The sequence below is a fragment of the Leifsonia shinshuensis genome, assembly GCF_022606355.1.
Lineage (GTDB): Bacteria > Actinomycetota > Actinomycetes > Actinomycetales > Microbacteriaceae > Leifsonia > Leifsonia shinshuensis_B.
Map to the genome: position 1 here is coordinate 451,172 of NZ_JAHHZQ010000005.1, position 14,869 is coordinate 466,040.

General features: G+C 69.7%; 13 protein-coding genes. 6 read left to right on the forward strand and 7 right to left on the reverse strand.

Annotated elements, in window-relative coordinates; all coding sequences use genetic code 11:
• Nucleotides 1–38: 38 nt before the first annotated feature.
• The 3 genes from KNO15_RS20910 (at nt 39) to KNO15_RS20920 (ending at nt 4,778) form a co-directional block, all read left to right on the forward strand.
• Nucleotides 39–1,106 (forward strand): glycerophosphodiester phosphodiesterase family protein, encoded by a 1,068-nt coding sequence (locus KNO15_RS20910; protein WP_241705816.1) that lies wholly within the window; start codon nt 39–41, stop codon nt 1,104–1,106.
• Between the two features lie 83 nt (nt 1,107–1,189).
• Entirely contained in the window at nt 1,190–3,712 is a 2,523-nt protein-coding gene (locus KNO15_RS20915; protein WP_241705818.1) for an ATP-dependent helicase, read from the forward strand.
• Nucleotides 3,713–3,758: 46 nt separating this feature from the next.
• The gene (locus KNO15_RS20920) at nt 3,759–4,778 is read left to right on the forward strand and encodes an FUSC family protein (protein WP_241705819.1); all 1,020 of its coding nucleotides are present in this window, start codon (nt 3,759–3,761) and stop codon (nt 4,776–4,778) included.
• Between the two features lie 91 nt (nt 4,779–4,869).
• On the opposite strand, the gene KNO15_RS20925 is transcribed toward KNO15_RS20920, so the two are convergent.
• Nucleotides 4,870–5,688 (reverse strand): oxygenase MpaB family protein, encoded by an 819-nt coding sequence (locus KNO15_RS20925; protein ID WP_241705821.1) that lies wholly within the window; start codon nt 5,686–5,688, stop codon nt 4,870–4,872.
• 84 nt (nt 5,689–5,772) lie between these two features.
• Nucleotides 5,773–7,233, reverse strand: coding sequence for a hypothetical protein (locus KNO15_RS20930; RefSeq protein WP_241705823.1), 1,461 nt, complete (start codon nt 7,231–7,233; stop codon nt 5,773–5,775).
• Between the two features lie 234 nt (nt 7,234–7,467).
• Between KNO15_RS20930 and sucC the strand changes: the two genes are divergently transcribed.
• The 3 genes from sucC (at nt 7,468) to KNO15_RS20945 (ending at nt 11,069) form a co-directional block, all read left to right on the forward strand.
• A complete protein-coding gene (gene sucC / locus KNO15_RS20935; RefSeq protein WP_241705825.1) occupies nt 7,468–8,631 on the forward strand; it encodes an ADP-forming succinate--CoA ligase subunit beta in 1,164 nt (387 codons plus the stop codon).
• An 18-nt stretch (nt 8,632–8,649) separates the two neighbouring features.
• Nucleotides 8,650–9,537: a succinate--CoA ligase subunit alpha gene (gene sucD, locus KNO15_RS20940; RefSeq protein ID WP_241705827.1), complete on the forward strand. Its 888-nt coding sequence runs from the start codon at nt 8,650–8,652 to the stop codon at nt 9,535–9,537.
• Nucleotides 9,538–9,683: 146 nt separating this feature from the next.
• Entirely contained in the window at nt 9,684–11,069 is a 1,386-nt protein-coding gene (locus tag KNO15_RS20945) for a hypothetical protein (protein ID WP_241705829.1), read from the forward strand.
• 12 nt (nt 11,070–11,081) lie between these two features.
• On the opposite strand, the gene KNO15_RS20950 is transcribed toward KNO15_RS20945, so the two are convergent.
• From KNO15_RS20950 to KNO15_RS20970, 5 genes are all read right to left on the reverse strand, one after another.
• Entirely contained in the window at nt 11,082–12,155 is a 1,074-nt protein-coding gene (locus tag KNO15_RS20950) for a hypothetical protein (protein ID WP_241705832.1), read from the reverse strand.
• On the reverse strand, nt 12,152–12,796 hold the full coding sequence (locus KNO15_RS20955) for an ABC transporter ATP-binding protein (protein ID WP_241705834.1): 645 nt from the start codon (nt 12,794–12,796) through the stop codon (nt 12,152–12,154). The genes KNO15_RS20950 and KNO15_RS20955 overlap by 4 nt, the downstream gene beginning before the upstream one ends.
• Nucleotides 12,793–13,821: a peptidoglycan-binding domain-containing protein gene (locus KNO15_RS20960; protein ID WP_241705836.1), complete on the reverse strand. Its 1,029-nt coding sequence runs from the start codon at nt 13,819–13,821 to the stop codon at nt 12,793–12,795. The genes KNO15_RS20955 and KNO15_RS20960 overlap by 4 nt, the downstream gene beginning before the upstream one ends.
• Nucleotides 13,818–14,441: a hypothetical protein gene (locus tag KNO15_RS20965; protein WP_241705837.1), complete on the reverse strand. Its 624-nt coding sequence runs from the start codon at nt 14,439–14,441 to the stop codon at nt 13,818–13,820. Before KNO15_RS20965 ends, KNO15_RS20960 begins: the two co-directional genes overlap by 4 nt.
• 88 nt (nt 14,442–14,529) lie before the next feature.
• Entirely contained in the window at nt 14,530–14,859 is a 330-nt protein-coding gene (locus tag KNO15_RS20970) for a hypothetical protein (RefSeq protein ID WP_241705840.1), read from the reverse strand.
• Nucleotides 14,860–14,869: the final 10 nt, after the last annotated feature.

Sequence of the window (14,869 nt, forward strand, 5' to 3'; positions counted from 1 at the left end):
GCATCGGATCGTTTCGACCGCCCGGCTAGGATCGCCACATGCGTGCCCGCTCGACTCCGTCTGTGATCGGTCACAGAGGCGCGCCCGGCTATCGCCCCGAGCACACCAGGGCGGCGTACGAACTGGCGTTCGCCCTCGGCGCCGACGCGGTCGAGCCCGACATCGTCGCCACGAAGGACGGCGTGCTGGTGGTGCGTCACGAGAACGAGATCTCGGGGACGACCAACGTCGCCGACCATCCGGAGTTCGCGGGCCGCCGCACCACCAAGGAGGTCGACGGAGTCGCCCTGACCGGGTGGTTCACCGAGGACTTCACGTGGAGTGAGCTCTCGGTGCTGCGGGCGAGGGAGCGACTTCCGCAGGTACGTCAGGCCAGTGCCACCTTCGACGACCGCTACCCGATCCTCCGGTTGTCCGACGTCCTGGAGGTCGTCGACTCGGCCTCCGACGCAGCGAGCCGCGCGCTCGGCCTCGTCGCCGAGCTCAAGCACGCCACCTACTTCGAGGCCGCCGGCCTGCCGCTCGACGAGCTCTTCGTCGACGCGCTCGCCGACGCGGGCTGGAGCGACCACCCGGGGCTCGTCGTCGAGAGTTTCGAGAAGACCGTGCTCGGGCGTCTGAGCGTGCGCGGCTTCCGCGGGCGGCGGGTGTACCTCGTGGAGGCGGAGGGCGCGCCGGCCGACCGGGTCGCCTCGCTCGGCGCCGCCGCGCCCGGGTATGCCTCCGACGTGACCCTTCGTGGGCTGTACGCGCTCGGATCCGCGGCGTCGCCTGCGGACCGGGTCGACGGGATCAGCGTCGATGTGGGGCAGATCCTGCACTCGGGCTCCGTATCGATGGGGCTGTTCGGCGAGGACGAGGGGGGAGTGGACATCGGTGCTGTGACGTCGGATCTGGTCGACCTCGCGCACTCGGCCGGCCTCTCTGTGTACTGCTGGACGCTGCGGCCCGAGAACGGCATGCTTCCCCGGGAGTTCCGCACGGGCGGCCGCGACGACGAGTGGGGCGACTGGAGGCGGCTGTTCGCGATCCTGCTGCACTCGGGGGTGGACGGCGTCTTCGCGGATCACCCGGACCTGGCCGTCGCCGTCCGCGACGGCCGCTGAGGCGGAGGCGACGGAGCGAGCGCTCCGGTCCGCGAGCGATCCCGGCCGCGATGACGGTGGCGGCGGCTAAAATGGCTGGAGACATGACGAGCCTTCCCGACGCCCCTCCTCCCACCTCCGCCGCACCCTCCTCCGTGCCGATCATCCTCGACGGCTGGGAGGGCGACGACCGGTCGGGTGGCGGTTCGGCGACCGGCGGAACACGCGACGGCCGCCGCGGGCACGCGCCCTCCGACCGGCTCTTCGCCGGGCTCAACCCGCAGCAGCGCGAAGCGGCGGAGTACCGCGGAGCCGCCTTGCTCATCGTGGCGGGCGCGGGGTCCGGTAAGACGAGCGTGCTCACCCGCCGGATCGCCGGTCTCATCGAGAGCCGCGAGGCGTGGCCGAGCGAGATCCTGGCGATCACGTTCACCAACAAAGCGGCGAACGAGATGCGCGAGCGCGTCGAGCAGCTCCTGGGCGGCCGAGCGCAGGGCATGTGGATCTCGACGTTCCACTCCGCCTGCGTGCGCATCCTCCGCCGCGAGGCCGAGACGATCGGCAAGACGCAGAGCTTCACGATCTACGACTCGGGCGACACCCGCGCCCTGCTCAAACGGATCATCAAGGAGCTCGACGCCGACACGCTCGGCTTCACCGTGGCGGGCACCGCCGGTCGCATCTCCAAGCTGAAGAACGAGCTGACCGACATCGAGACCTTCGCGCGCTCGGCCAATCTGAGCGACCCGCAGGAGGTGATGTTCCTCGAGATCTTCCGGCAGTACACGCGCGCGCTCCGGCGGGCGAACGCGTTCGACTTCGACGACCTCATCGCCGAGACGGTGTTCCTGTTCCGGGCCTTCCCGAAAGTGGCGGCGCTGTACCAGACGCGCTTCCGGCACATCCTGGTCGATGAGTACCAAGACACCAACCACGCCCAGTACTCCCTCATCCGCGAGCTGACGATGCCGGTCTCGCCCGACATCGCCGAGGAGATGGAGCAGCACGGGCGCAACGTCGGCAAGCTGCGTGACGTGGTGGGCGCCATCCCGGGCGCGTCGCTCACGGTCGTGGGCGACTCCGACCAGTCGATCTACGCGTTCCGCGGCGCGGACATCCGCAACATCGTCGAGTTCGAACGTGACTTCCCCGGCGCCAAGGTGGTGCTGCTGGAGCAGAACTACCGGTCGACGCAGAACATCCTGAGCGCCGCGAACGCGGTCATCGCCAACAACTTCGACCGCAAAGACAAGAAGCTGTGGACGGCGGTCGGCGACGGCGACAAGATCGTCGGCTACACCGGCTACTCGGGACACGACGAGGCGCAGTTCGTCGCCGACGAGATCGAGAAGCTCCACGCCGCGGGCATGGACTACAAAGACATCGCGGTCTTCTACCGCACCAACGCCCAGACCCGTGCTCTGGAAGAGATCTTCATCCGCTCCGCACTGCCCTACAAGGTGATGGGCGGCACCAAGTTCTACGAGCGCGCCGAGATCAAGGATTCGATGGCGTACCTCATCACGGTCGCCAACCCCGACGACACCCTGGCTCTGCGCCGCATCCTGAACACCCCGAAGCGGGGCATCGGGCCGGCGACGGAGACGCAGCTCGCGAGCTACGCGGAAGACAACGGCTTCACGTTCCGCGACGCGATGCGCGACGCCGGCTCGCTCGGACTCGGCCCCAAGGTCACCGGAGCGATCCTTCAGCTCTCCGCCCTGCTCGACGAGGCGGCGGCGAAGATCGATCCGGCCAACCCCGCGGGCGTCGCGCCCGTCGCCGACGTGCTGACCTTCCTGCTCGACGGCAGCGGCTATCTCGAGGTGCTCCGCAACAGTCGCGACCCGCAAGACGAGGCCCGCGCCGAGAACGTGGACGAGCTCGTGGCCGTGACCCGCGAGTTCGCGCGGAACAATCCCGACGGAACGCTCGTGGACTTCCTCACCGAGGTGTCGCTGGTCGCCGCGGCCGACGAGATCGACGACTCGAGCGGCTCGGTCTCGCTGATGACTCTGCACACGGCCAAGGGCCTGGAGTACGACGCGGTGTTCCTAACGGGCATCGAGGAGGACCTGCTCCCGCACCGGATGTCGGCGAACGAGCCGGGAGGCCCCGCGGAGGAGCGCCGACTGTTCTACGTCGGCATCACGCGTGCCAAGAAGCGGCTGTTCCTGTCGTTGGCCATGACCCGAGCGCAGTTCGGCGAGACCGCCGTCGCGATGCCCAGTCGCTATCTGCAGGAGATCCCTGCCGACCTGATCGATTGGAGGCAGTCACCCGGCGCCGCGAACGGCCGAGGCGGCTCGCAGTCCCGCGCGCTCAACGCGCGCAGGCCCGGAATCGGCGGGGGTACGGCGGGTCGCTGGAACGAGAGCTATCCCGTCGGAGGCAGCGCCCCCGCGGAGCGCCCGAAGGCCGAATGGCCGAACCGGGTGACGGGCAAGGTGCGTGACAACGGCGATCTCGAGCTGGCTCCCGGCGACCGCATCCGGCACGCGGACTTCGGGGAGGGCAGGGTCACGAACGTGACCGGCGAGGGGGCCAAGCGCGTCGCCCACGTGCAGTTCGAGAAGGTGGGGGCGAAGAAGCTCCTCATCAAGATCGCGCCGATCGACAAGCTGTGAGCCGTCGAGCCGTGGGGGCACGGCGGTGAGGCAGCGTCTCGCGGCGATGAGCGTCGAGGTCGGCTTTCGGGCGGCGGCCGCTGTCGCCGTTCCGCTGCTCATCCTCTTGGCCGTCGGCCGTCTGGATCTCGCCGCGTACGCGACGTTCGGCGCCTTCACTGCTCTGTACGGCCGCAACGAACCGTACCGGCTCCGGTTGCGCAGCGTGTCGATCGCTGCGGTCGCGATGCTGGTGAGCATCTCGCTCGGTGTGATCGTCGCCGTCGCCGGGGAACCGCTCTGGCTCGTGACCGTTCTGCTCGTGCTGATCGTCGTCGCCGGAACGCTGCTCGCGACGGCGTTCCAGCTCCTTCCGACGCAGCCGCTGTTCTTCGTCTTCGCCCTGCTCGTCTGCGCGGCCGTGCCGACGACCGCGCAGGACGCGCTGCCGCGGATCGGGCTGGCGGCCGCCGTGGCCGCGTTCTCGTGGGTGCTCACGCTTTCGGGGTGGGTCGTCCGCCGCTGGGCGGGCGATCGGGCGGCGAGGACAGGGGCGGTGCTGCTCAAGAAGCTGCACCGTCGCCCCGGCGTCGACACGACGGTGTTCCGCGACGGACGCGTCTGGCTCACGGCAGCGCAGAACGCGGTCGGCGTGCTGATCGCTGGAGGCGTCGCGCTCGCGTTGGGGTTGGGCCACGCCTACTGGGCTGTCGTGAGTCTCGTCGCCGTCATCCCTCCCGCCCGCGCGGCGCATTCGATCTCGCGGTCGCTGCATCGGATCCTGGGCACCGTCGGCGGCGTCGGGGTCGCCGCCGTCGTGCTGTTCTGGTCTCCTCCGGCCGTGGTGGTGATCCTCGTGATCGTCGTCTGCCAGTTCTTCGCAGAGATGCTCGTCGGGCGACACTACGGCTACGCCCTGCTGTTCATCACGCCCATGGCGCTGGCGGTCTCGCATCTCGCTGCGCCGGTCCCGCTCGGACCGCTGCTCTTCGACCGGGTCATCGAGACCGCGTTGGGCGCCGGCGTGGGCATCGCGCTCGTGCTGCTCGCACGAGCGATCGAGCGGGGCCGTACTCCGACGATCTGAGGCAGCGTTCCAGCGGGAGCGATGGCGGGTCGCGTCTCGTACGACGATCGCCCGAGCCGCGCCATGCAGTCGCAGTGGGAACGTGAGGTGTTCACGACGCCGTCGAATCCGCGTGGATCGTCCGTCGCAATCGACGCAGGTACACATCCCGTGGTCGATGCCTCAGCGCTGACGGCAGCCGAGGATAGATCGCGGCGAAGGTCCGCATCCGACGCTCGAAGCGACGCTCGATCGCCGGGTTCCACGGCAGGTCGAACTGCTCCCGTACCCTGGCGGGCAGCAGTCCGGCGGTGACGAGCCGCGCGCCGGGGAGGGCCGCTCTCAGCCACAGCGGCACTTCGCGCGGGTACAGGATCTGGCGGGCGACGACCCGGGTCTCGTCGCTCACCCTCAAGCCGGCGACCATGTCGTCCCAGTAGGTCTGGAATCCGCTCCGGGTGGTTGGCCAGTCTTCGGCCACCAGTTGGAGGTTGCGCCCGAGGTGGATGAAGTCCTGGTACACCTGTTCCTTCGAGTCACCGGTCTGCGGCCCGAAGACGCGTTCGTGGAGGTCGGTCATCGTCGCGAAGAGCGTCGCGGACACCCACCGCTGGAGGTCGGTGTCGAAGGCGTTGTACGCGGGACGCTCACCGCTCGCTGGGGCGCGGACCGGGGCGTGTGCCCGGTTCACGCTGCGGAGGACGGTGCTGAACTCGTCCGGCGAGGCGAAGGCCGCCGCGTAGACGAACATCATCGTGGCGTGGAACCGATCCATGAGCCGGTTCGCGAAGTCGCTGTGCTCCACGACGCCGCGGCCCACCGCCGGGTGTGCGATCTGCAGAAGCAGGGCGCTCCCGCCGCCGGCGAGGCACAGGGCCTCGCCGGCGATCTGGTGGAAATCTGCGCTCTGTTCCCGGTGCGGAGCAGTCATGTCACCATCCTGAAGCAGGGCCTTCGAGGGCGGAAGCACCGCAGGCCGTCGTGTCACGAGTCGGACTTTCGCCGTCTCGGCCGGTCAGGCGCGTCGATGAGTCGGCCGCCGCACTCGACGCATCCCGATGTGTCCGATCGCGACGATGGTGCAGCCGACGACGACGAGGGAGCCTGCGAGAGCGAGTGCCCGCGGTCCGGAGTCATCGCCGGTGGCGGCGAGCTGGGCGGGCGGCGTCTGCGCCGGTGCTGCGACCAGCGTGATCTCCGAGGCGATGCCGAACGCCGACTGCCAGGGCCGGATCCGCTCCCCGCCCGCGTCCGGCTCCACGGCTGCCGGATCGATGCGCTCGGTCCACACGTAGTATCCGGCCGCAGGGAGCGTGCATTCCGGCGTCTCGTACTCGCCGGTGCCGTTCACCGCCGTCTCGACGACGCACACCACGGGCGAGCCCTCCGGAACAGCGGCGGACTCCACGATCGGGTCGTCGAACGGCCCGTGGAGGGTGCTCTCGACGGTCGCGTCGACCGGTTCGAACCCGTCGTCGGTCGCACGGACGCCCCACGACGGGAGCAGGCCGTCCTCGGTGTCGACGGTGACGGTCAGGCGATCATGCACGGCGGCGCCGGGCGCGGCGACCGCCGTGCTCGTCACCGTTGCGACCACCGGCTGGAACGGCAACGGCGAGGGGCCCGTCGCGGAGGCCTCCGCGTGCGCCTCCGCTGTGGCGGGCACGGCGATGAGGACCGCCTGCGCGTCGTCGTGCGGCACGGCCACCAGCATGCGGTCCCCATAAGGGAGGGCAGAGAACTCCGCGTGAGCGCTCACCGTGACGCTGGCATCGGTCGCCGTCGGCATGATCTCGACGTCGGTGCCGGTCGGCACCTCAGCTGTCGTGCTTCCGTCACCGAACGAAGCGCCGGCGAGCGTCACCCGGGCGAGGTGGCCGCCAGGGGCGATGAGATCGGAGCCGGACGGTCGCATGACGGTGAGCTCCACACGCACGCGTCCCGGACCGGTCTCGGCGAGCTCGATGACGGTGTCGGCCCTGACGGCATTCGATCCCCGTCGGGCGGCCTCGTCCACCATCTCGTGGGCGCGGGCGAGGACCCGCCCGGCGTCTGCTCCCGCGCGCGCTGCGACCTCCTCCGGACTGTGCCCGTTGAGCCCGGCGACGAGCCAGGTCGCGATCTGGCCGGCCGCCGCCGTCAGCTGGTCGCCGGTTCCCGCCCAGCTGCGTGAGATGTAGGCGAGCGACGCCGCTTGCTGGGGCGTGTACCACCCGAGCGCTGAGGCCTCCGCGTAGTCGAGGCCGTGGCCGGTCGGGCTCGGCTTTCCCGCGTTGAGGCAGAACCCCTGCCGGCCGTCGTCCATGCGATAGGTGCCGAGCCACCAGCCGTCGGAGGACAGATAGCCGGGTCCGTGCCCGGCGCCCGTGAGCGCGCGGGCATCCGGCGCGATCACGAGGGCCTGCAGGATGCCGAGGAAGACGGCCAGGCCGGCGAGGGCGAAGGCGGTCACGAAGGTCGATATGCGATGTGTCATGCCCTCCACGGTCGCCGTCTCGGACCCGCTCAGGGCCGGGCACGACCGGATCCGTGGAGTACTCGCTCAGGTCGTCCGCTGTGGAGGAGAACCGGATTCGGGCTGTTCAGTCGAACGCGCTAAAGTTCTCACTGGCGAATTTATCTCGGCGTCGAGCTATTCTCCCGCCGGACCGCCCAGGAGATATCAGCCGGAGCGTCACGAGCGCGCCGGGCATCAGCGGATTGGATAACCGTGGATCTATTCGAGTACCAGGCCAGAGACCTGTTTGAGAAGTACGGCGTCCCGGTCCTTCCGGGCATCGTCGCGGACACTCCGGAGGAGGTCCGCGCGGCCGCGGAGAAGCTGGGCGGCGTCACCGTCGTCAAGGCGCAGGTCAAGGTCGGAGGCCGTGGCAAGGCGGGTGGCGTGAAGGTCGCCAAGACCCCCGACGACGCCGAAGAGGCCGCCAAGGCCATCCTGGGCCTGGACATCAAGGGCCACGTGGTCCGCCGGGTGATGGTCGCGGGCGGCGCCCGCATCGCCCGCGAGTTCTACTTCTCGGTGCTCCTCGACCGGGCGAACCGCTCCTACCTGTCGCTGACGAGCGTCGAGGGCGGCATGGAGATCGAGCAGCTGGCCGTCGAGAAGCCGGAGGCGCTCGCCCGCATCGAGGTCGACCCCCGCGCCGGCCTCGACTCCGCGAAGGCCGTCGAGATCGCCAAGGCCGCCGGGTTCCCCGACGAGCTGGTCGACAAGGTCGCCGATGTCTTCGTGAAGCTGTACGCGGTCTACACCGGCGAGGACGCGACGCTGGTCGAGGTCAACCCGCTCGTCCTCACCGAGGAGGGCGACATCATCGCCCTCGACGGCAAGGTCACGCTCGACGAGAACGCCGACTTCCGTCACCCCGAGCACGAGTCGCTCGAAGACGCGGAGGCCGCCGACCCGCTGGAGGCCAAGGCCAAGAAGGCCGGGCTCAACTACGTGAAGCTCGACGGTCAGGTCGGCATCATCGGCAACGGCGCCGGCCTGGTCATGTCCACCCTCGACGTCGTCGCCTACGCGGGTGAGAAGCACAAGGGCGTCAAGCCGGCGAACTTCCTCGACATCGGCGGCGGTGCGTCCGCCGAGGTCATGGCAGCGGGACTCGACGTCATCCTGAACGACCCGCAGGTGAAGAGCGTCTTCGTCAACGTCTTCGGCGGCATCACCGCGTGCGACGCGGTCGCGAACGGCATCGTCAAGGCGCTCGAGATCCTCGGCGGCGAGGCGAACAAGCCGCTCGTCGTCCGTCTCGACGGCAACAAGGTCGATGAGGGTCGCCGCATCCTCACCGAGGCGAACCACCCGCTGGTGACCCTCGCCCTCACCATGGACGAAGGCGCCGACAAGGCCGCCGAGCTGGCCGCGAAGTAAGCAAGGACGAATCAGAGAATGTCTATCTTCCTCAACAAGGACTCCAAGGTCATCGTCCAGGGCATCACCGGTGGCGAAGGCACCAAGCACACCGCGCTGATGCTGAAGGCGGGCACCCAGGTCGTCGGCGGCGTCAACGCGCGCAAGGCCGGTACCACCGTGACCCACGGCGACGTCGAGCTGCCGGTGTTCGGCACCGTCGTCGAGGCGATCGAGAAGACCGGCGCCGACGTGTCGATCATCTTCGTTCCGCCGGCGTTCGCCAAGGATGCCATGGTCGAGGCCATCGACGCAGAGATCCCGCTGCTCGTCGTCATCACCGAGGGCATCCCGGTGCAGGACTCCGCCGAGGCGTGGGCGTACGCCAAGGCGAAGGGCAACAAGACCCGCATCATCGGCCCGAACTGCCCCGGCATCATCACGCCGGGCGAGTCGCTGGTCGGCATCACCCCGGCCACCATCACCGGCAAGGGGCCGATCGGGCTGGTCTCCAAGTCGGGCACGCTGACCTACCAGATGATGTACGAGCTGCGCGACCTGGGCTTCTCCACCGCCATCGGAATCGGCGGCGACCCGATCATCGGCACCACGCACATCGATGCGCTCGCCGCCTTCGAGGCCGACCCGGAGACCAAGGCGATCGTCATGATCGGCGAGATCGGCGGCGACGCCGAGGAGCGCGCGGCCGACTTCATCAAGGCCAACGTCACCAAGCCGGTCGTCGGCTATGTGGCCGGCTTCACCGCGCCAGAGGGCAAGACCATGGGTCACGCCGGCGCGATCGTGTCCGGCTCCGCCGGTACGGCGCAGGCCAAGAAAGAGGCGCTGGAGGCCGCGGGCGTGAAGGTCGGCAAGACCCCGTCCGAGACCGCGGCGCTGCTCCGCGAGGTCTACGCGGCGCTGTAGTCCGCAGCGACCACTGACGGCACAGGGCCGGACTCCTCCACAGAGTCCGGCCCTGCGCCGTTTGTCCACCACCCGTTTCCGGGCCTGCCCGTGCCACCCGGCCCGGCGCTACAGTGAGGCATCACGCCCGGAGGGGGATGTTGCCGATGCCGAAGATGACGAACGCCGAGCTCGCTCGGCGGGTCGCAGCGCTCGAAGCCGAGAACACCACCCTCCGGAGCCGGCTCGACGACAATGCGACGGAGCCGCTGCCCGAGACCGCACTGATCACCGGGGCGAAGCACAAGCGGGGGTGGGGTTGGACGCTGCTGGCCGTCGTCCTGATCGTGATCGGGGCGATCCTCGCGCCGGTCGCCGTCGTCGCCTCCTGGGCCAAAGTGCAGCTGACGGACACCGATACGTTCGTCGCCACCTATGCGCCGCTCGCGAACGACCCCGGCGTGCAGGCCTACGTGACCGACGAGACGGTCAAAGTGATCCAGGAGCACGTCGACATCCCGAAGCTGACCTCCCAGGTGATCGACGGCATCACGGGCCTCGGCACCGGACCCGTGGCCACGAAGGCCCTGGATGCGCTCAAGGCGCCCCTGGCGCAGGGAATCGTGTCGTTGATCCAGACCACGGTGGGCCGGTTCGTGTCGTCGGACGCTTTCGCGCAAGTCTGGCAGGATGCCCTGCGTGCGAGCCATACGCAGCTGGTCGCCACGATGCAGGGCAATCCGAAAGCGGCGATCACGGTGGGCGCCGACGGCTCGGTCGGCGTGCAACTCGGTCCGATCATCGACCGGGTCAAGCAGCTCCTGGAAGACCAGGGCCTCTCGTTCGCCTCGCAGATCCCGACGATCGACAGGACGATCACGGTCGCGCAGAACTCGTCCATCCCGACCCTTCAGATGTTCTACAACCTGGCCATCGTCGCCGGCGCCTGGCTGCCCTGGGTCTCGATCGGCCTGCTCGCCCTGGGGGTGATCGTGGCTCGGCGTCGCGCGCTCGCCCTCATCGGCGCGGCCTGCGCTCTGGGCGTCGCGATGATCGTGGTGGTCGCGGGCATCAGCATCGGTCAGATCGTGTTCGTCGCCTCGGCATCCCCCGGGCTGGTGCCCGCCGGGGTCGCGACGACGCTTTACACCACCGTCTCGACGGCGATGAAGGACACCGGCGTCGCGGTCCTCGTGCTCGCGATCGTGGTCGCGCTCGTCGCCTGGTACTCGGGTCCGTTCGGCGTGCCCCGTCGCCTGCGTGGCTTCTTCGGATCCGGTGTCACCTGGGTCCGGGAGTCCGCGGAACGCCACGGCATCACCACCGGCCGGACCGGCGAGTGGATCTACGCCCAGCGGGTGCTGCTGCGCAGCGCCGTGGCGGTGATCGCGGCGGCGATCGTCCTGTTCGTGCGCCCGCTGACCCCGTCGCTCATCATCTGGACTCTGGTGATCGCCGCGGTGGTGATCGCGATCCTCGAGCTGGTGCAGCGACCGGTGATCACCATTCCGGAGGACGCCGACGACGACACGCCCGTGATGACCGTGCCGTGAGCGTGCCACTCCTCAGCGGGCTTTGAAGAGGGCGAACAGGTCGCTCTCGCGAACCGCGGAGGCTGCGGCGCCGACGCCGACGACGAACATCGCCACGGCGGTCGCGGCGGCCAGCCCCGGCACCACGAGCCGGGCGTTCGAGGCGCCTTCCAGGCCCAGGACGGCGAGGCCATAGCTCAGTGCCGCGATCGCCAGCGCAGGGAGGCCGACGAGAGCGGCCTCGACGAGCAGCGTCCCGGTGACGAAGATGCGGCTCGCGCCGGAGTGCAACGAACTGGCCAGCTCGAGCCGGCGCACGCGCGCGTACACGACGCCGAGGAGCAGGGCACCGACGGCTGCGGCGGCCGGCGCGAATCGACTCGTCCGCTCGACGAAAGCAGACGCGCCGGAGAACTCCTGACCGACGACGGGATTCAGCGGGTCGATCGACGTCTCCTTCGACGGTGCGTCCGGTGAGAGTGCGGTCAGCAGGAGCGGATCGCGGTCCCTGGCGGCGGGCCAGGTGTCCGCCCAGCACTCGCCCGCGGTCCCCGTCGCCGGAACGACCGAGACCAGCGCGGACGACAGCCGTGACGCCGCGCCGTCTCGCGGCCCGGGTTCGAACGTCCCGAGCACGGTGACCGGACCTTCCCGCGTCATCAATCGGGTACCGTGATCCGCGCCGAGCTCCTTCGCGAACAGCGTCGTGATGTACACGCCGCCTCGGCCGGTGTCCGCGATGCCCAGCCGCGCTGCCAGTCCCGGCGAGACCTCGAAGACCGGGATCGCGCTGGAGCCGGGTTCGAGCAGGGCGATCGGCTCCCGTTGCGTGAGCGATCCGGAACCTGCGAAGCCTGCCGTGGTCGGAAGGGCCTCGCAACGGGCCCGATCGACGGCATCGGGCGAGGAGAGTACCCGCGTCGCACCGCCCGCCGCCCGGAATACCTCGGCCTGGCGTTCCAGCCCGGTGATCGTGAGGGTGTCGAGGAGAGCTGTCGCCGCGATGATCGCCGAGAGCACCGCACCGTGGACCACCGATCGCAGCGGGCTGGTCGAGACATTGCGTCGGCTCTCGCCGGCGAGGGAGCGCAACCGGACGATCCTCACGTCCCGGCCTCTTCCGGCGCGGCCGTCGCCCGCTCCAGTGTCAGCCGGTGTGTGCATGCGGCGACCGTGTCCTGGTCGTGGGTCGCCACCACGATGATCGCGCCGATGCCGGCGAGCGACCGGAGCACCCCGTTCACCGTCGCGGCGTTGGTGCGGTCGAGCTGTGCGGTCGGTTCGTCGACAAGCAGGAGGTCGGGCTCGGCGGCGATCGCTCGGCACAGCATGAGCCGCTGGGCCTCCCCGCCCGAGAGCTGGGCGAAGGTGTGCTCGGCGCGGCCGAGCAACCCGAGCTCGCCGAGGATGCGCAAAGCGCGGCGGGAGGCCGAGGTGCGGTCGTCCCCGCGGGCGATGAGCGGGTAGACGACGTGATCGAGGGCGGTGCGGTGGGCCTGGCCGTGCGGGTTCTGGAAGACCCACCCGACACGGCCGATCCCGGTGCGCTCGATGCCGCCGGCGGTCGGGGCCTCCCAGCCGGCGAGGAGCGACAGCAGCGTGGACTTGCCGGAACCCGAGGGCCCGGTCACGGCCCAGACCTGGCCCGGCGACATCGTCGCGGTGAGGCCGTGGAAGATCGAGGCGCCTGGGCTGAAGGCGAAGGCGACGCCGGTGAGCGCCAGGCGTGCGCCGACGGCCGCGCTCATCCGCAGGCTCTCGCGGTGACCGCGGCACCGATCCGGATGCGTTTGGGGACGTCTCCGTCGAAGACGACGAAGGAAGAGCCGAGCCGACTGGCGACGATCCGCACGGCGGCGGTCGCGCCGTTCTCGGCCTGGACGCACCGCGCATCCGCCGCGGTGCCGACCAGCGCGCCGGGCGGCACCGCCACCACGCGGAGCGGCGTGACGAGACGCGCGGTGACCGAGAGCGGGGAGTCTTTCGGCTTGGCGGCGTTCGCCAGGTACTCCGGAGAAGCGGCGATCGTGTCGAGGACGGCACGGTCGCCGATCACCCCGCTGTCGGGCATCGTGAACTCCCGAGCGCCCAGCCGGAGGATGCGATCGCCAGGGACCACCGTGGTCGTCTCGCCGGTGACGAGGGTGAGCGAGCGGAGGGTGCCCGGGACCTGCGCGTAGGGGCTCCCGAGCTCATAGCGTTCGCCGACGATGACCTCGCACGAGGTGACCGCCACGGTGGGCCCGGGGAGCCAGGCGATGCTCGACAGCCGGAGCACGCCGTCGGCGGGTGCAACCCCCGCACGCCGCTGCAGTTCTTTCACGGCATCGCGCACCGCGGTGCTGTAGCTCCCCTCGGCGTCCACCGCGAACCCGAGACCGCGCAACGCTCCCCGCAGCGCTGTCACGTCGGTGCCCTCGTCGTCGAGCGCGAGATCGCGGAAGAGCGGCGTACTGCTCGACAGCGCCACGACCGGCGCCGCGTCGAGGTGCGCGATCACATCACCGCTCGCGAAGCCGGCGCCGGGCGCGCAACGGGACGCCGTCACCATCCCGCTCGTGTTCAGCGCGATGGCCGCGGTGCGGTCGACGTCCGCGGTGAGTCCCATCGAGCGTTCATCCCGGAACTCGGTCTCCTGCAGGCCGAGCGTGCGTGGGGCCTGCGGAACCTGGAGGCTGTCCGGAGCCGAGGGTGCGAACGTCGAGACGACGAGGACGCCGGCCGCCAGCCCGGCGAGAGCGGTGGCGACGGGGAGCAGGAGGCGGCGGATCACTCGGCGAACCCGAGCACGATGTGCGCGGTGAACAGGCACATCTGCACCAGCTCGTCTCTCACGTCGAACGGGAGGCTGTCGTAGTCGTCGTTTCCCGGCCCGAATGCCGACTCGAAGTCGTCGCGGCTGAACGACGACGGTGCGAGCCCCTCTCGGATGAGGCATTCCCTGCCGGCCGCGGACGTGTCGCGCAGGAGCCCGGGATTGCCCTGCTGGACGACGTAGAGCTCGTCGATCACGAAGATCGTGGAGATAGCGCACCGGTAGTCGACGTCGATGAGCTGCTCGACGGTGAACTGTTCGTCCGGCCCGGGCGGAGTCGAATGGATGACTCCGTTCGGGAACCGGCGCTCTTCGGTCTCGATACCGTGCTGGGCCATGCACTCGCGATAGCGGCCGTGCGCCGCCTCGTAGTCGCTCTGCGAGATCGTTCCCCGATCCAGCGCGCGCTCGAGCACCTCTGTCTCGAACTCGGTCAGGGTGCCGCCCAGCTTCTCCTCGATCAGCGCCGTATACGAGTCGGCCAGCTTGCCGACGACTGCGGTCTGAGCCTGCGTCGAGCACCCGCTGATCGCCGCTACGAGCGTGGCGGCGGCGAAGACGAAGGCGGTGCGTTTCATGGGACGTGTCACGTGTGCTTCCAGGTTGGGGCGTCGGCCGGGTGGACGGAGCCAGGCTCGGACGAGTCCCGGCTCCGTCTCCGGGTCGTCAGCTCGACGCGATCAACTTGCCGTCACGGAAGAGCTGAGCCTTGTGGGTCGTATTGAATCCGTTGACTTTGGCGAGCGTCGAGCTCGACGAGCGGACGCCCCACTTGTAGTCCCCGCCGAGCACGGCGTAGGCCTGCATCATCCCGTCGCGGGCGGTGTTCGATGTCGCACCTGCGTACGCCTCGACCCACGACGACGAGACGTAGTGCCAGATCGCCGCCTGCGCCGGCACGGCGGTGCCGACCATGAGGCCGACCGATGCGGCCGCTGCCACGACTCCGGCGGCGACGCGGGAACGGATCTTGCTGACTCTGGTGTGTTTCTTCATGGCCACAGCA

Excerpts from the sequence above, each read along its gene's own strand:
- KNO15_RS20910 (WP_241705816.1), top strand. The coding sequence starts at position 39 with ATGCGTGCCCGCTCGACTCCGTCTGTGATCGGTCACAGAGGCGCGCCC.
- KNO15_RS20915 (WP_241705818.1), top strand. The coding sequence starts at position 1,190 with ATGACGAGCCTTCCCGACGCCCCTCCTCCCACCTCCGCCGCACCCTCC.
- KNO15_RS20920 (WP_241705819.1), top strand. The coding sequence starts at position 3,759 with ATGAGCGTCGAGGTCGGCTTTCGGGCGGCGGCCGCTGTCGCCGTTCCG.
- KNO15_RS20925 (WP_241705821.1), bottom strand. The coding sequence starts at position 5,688 with ATGACTGCTCCGCACCGGGAACAGAGCGCAGATTTCCACCAGATCGCC.
- KNO15_RS20930 (WP_241705823.1), bottom strand. The coding sequence starts at position 7,233 with ATGACACATCGCATATCGACCTTCGTGACCGCCTTCGCCCTCGCCGGC.
- sucD (WP_241705827.1), top strand. The coding sequence starts at position 8,650 with ATGTCTATCTTCCTCAACAAGGACTCCAAGGTCATCGTCCAGGGCATC.
- KNO15_RS20945 (WP_241705829.1), top strand. The coding sequence starts at position 9,684 with ATGCCGAAGATGACGAACGCCGAGCTCGCTCGGCGGGTCGCAGCGCTC.
- KNO15_RS20955 (WP_241705834.1), bottom strand. The coding sequence starts at position 12,796 with ATGAGCGCGGCCGTCGGCGCACGCCTGGCGCTCACCGGCGTCGCCTTC.
- KNO15_RS20965 (WP_241705837.1), bottom strand. The coding sequence starts at position 14,441 with ATGAAACGCACCGCCTTCGTCTTCGCCGCCGCCACGCTCGTAGCGGCG.
- KNO15_RS20970 (WP_241705840.1), bottom strand. The coding sequence starts at position 14,859 with ATGAAGAAACACACCAGAGTCAGCAAGATCCGTTCCCGCGTCGCCGCC.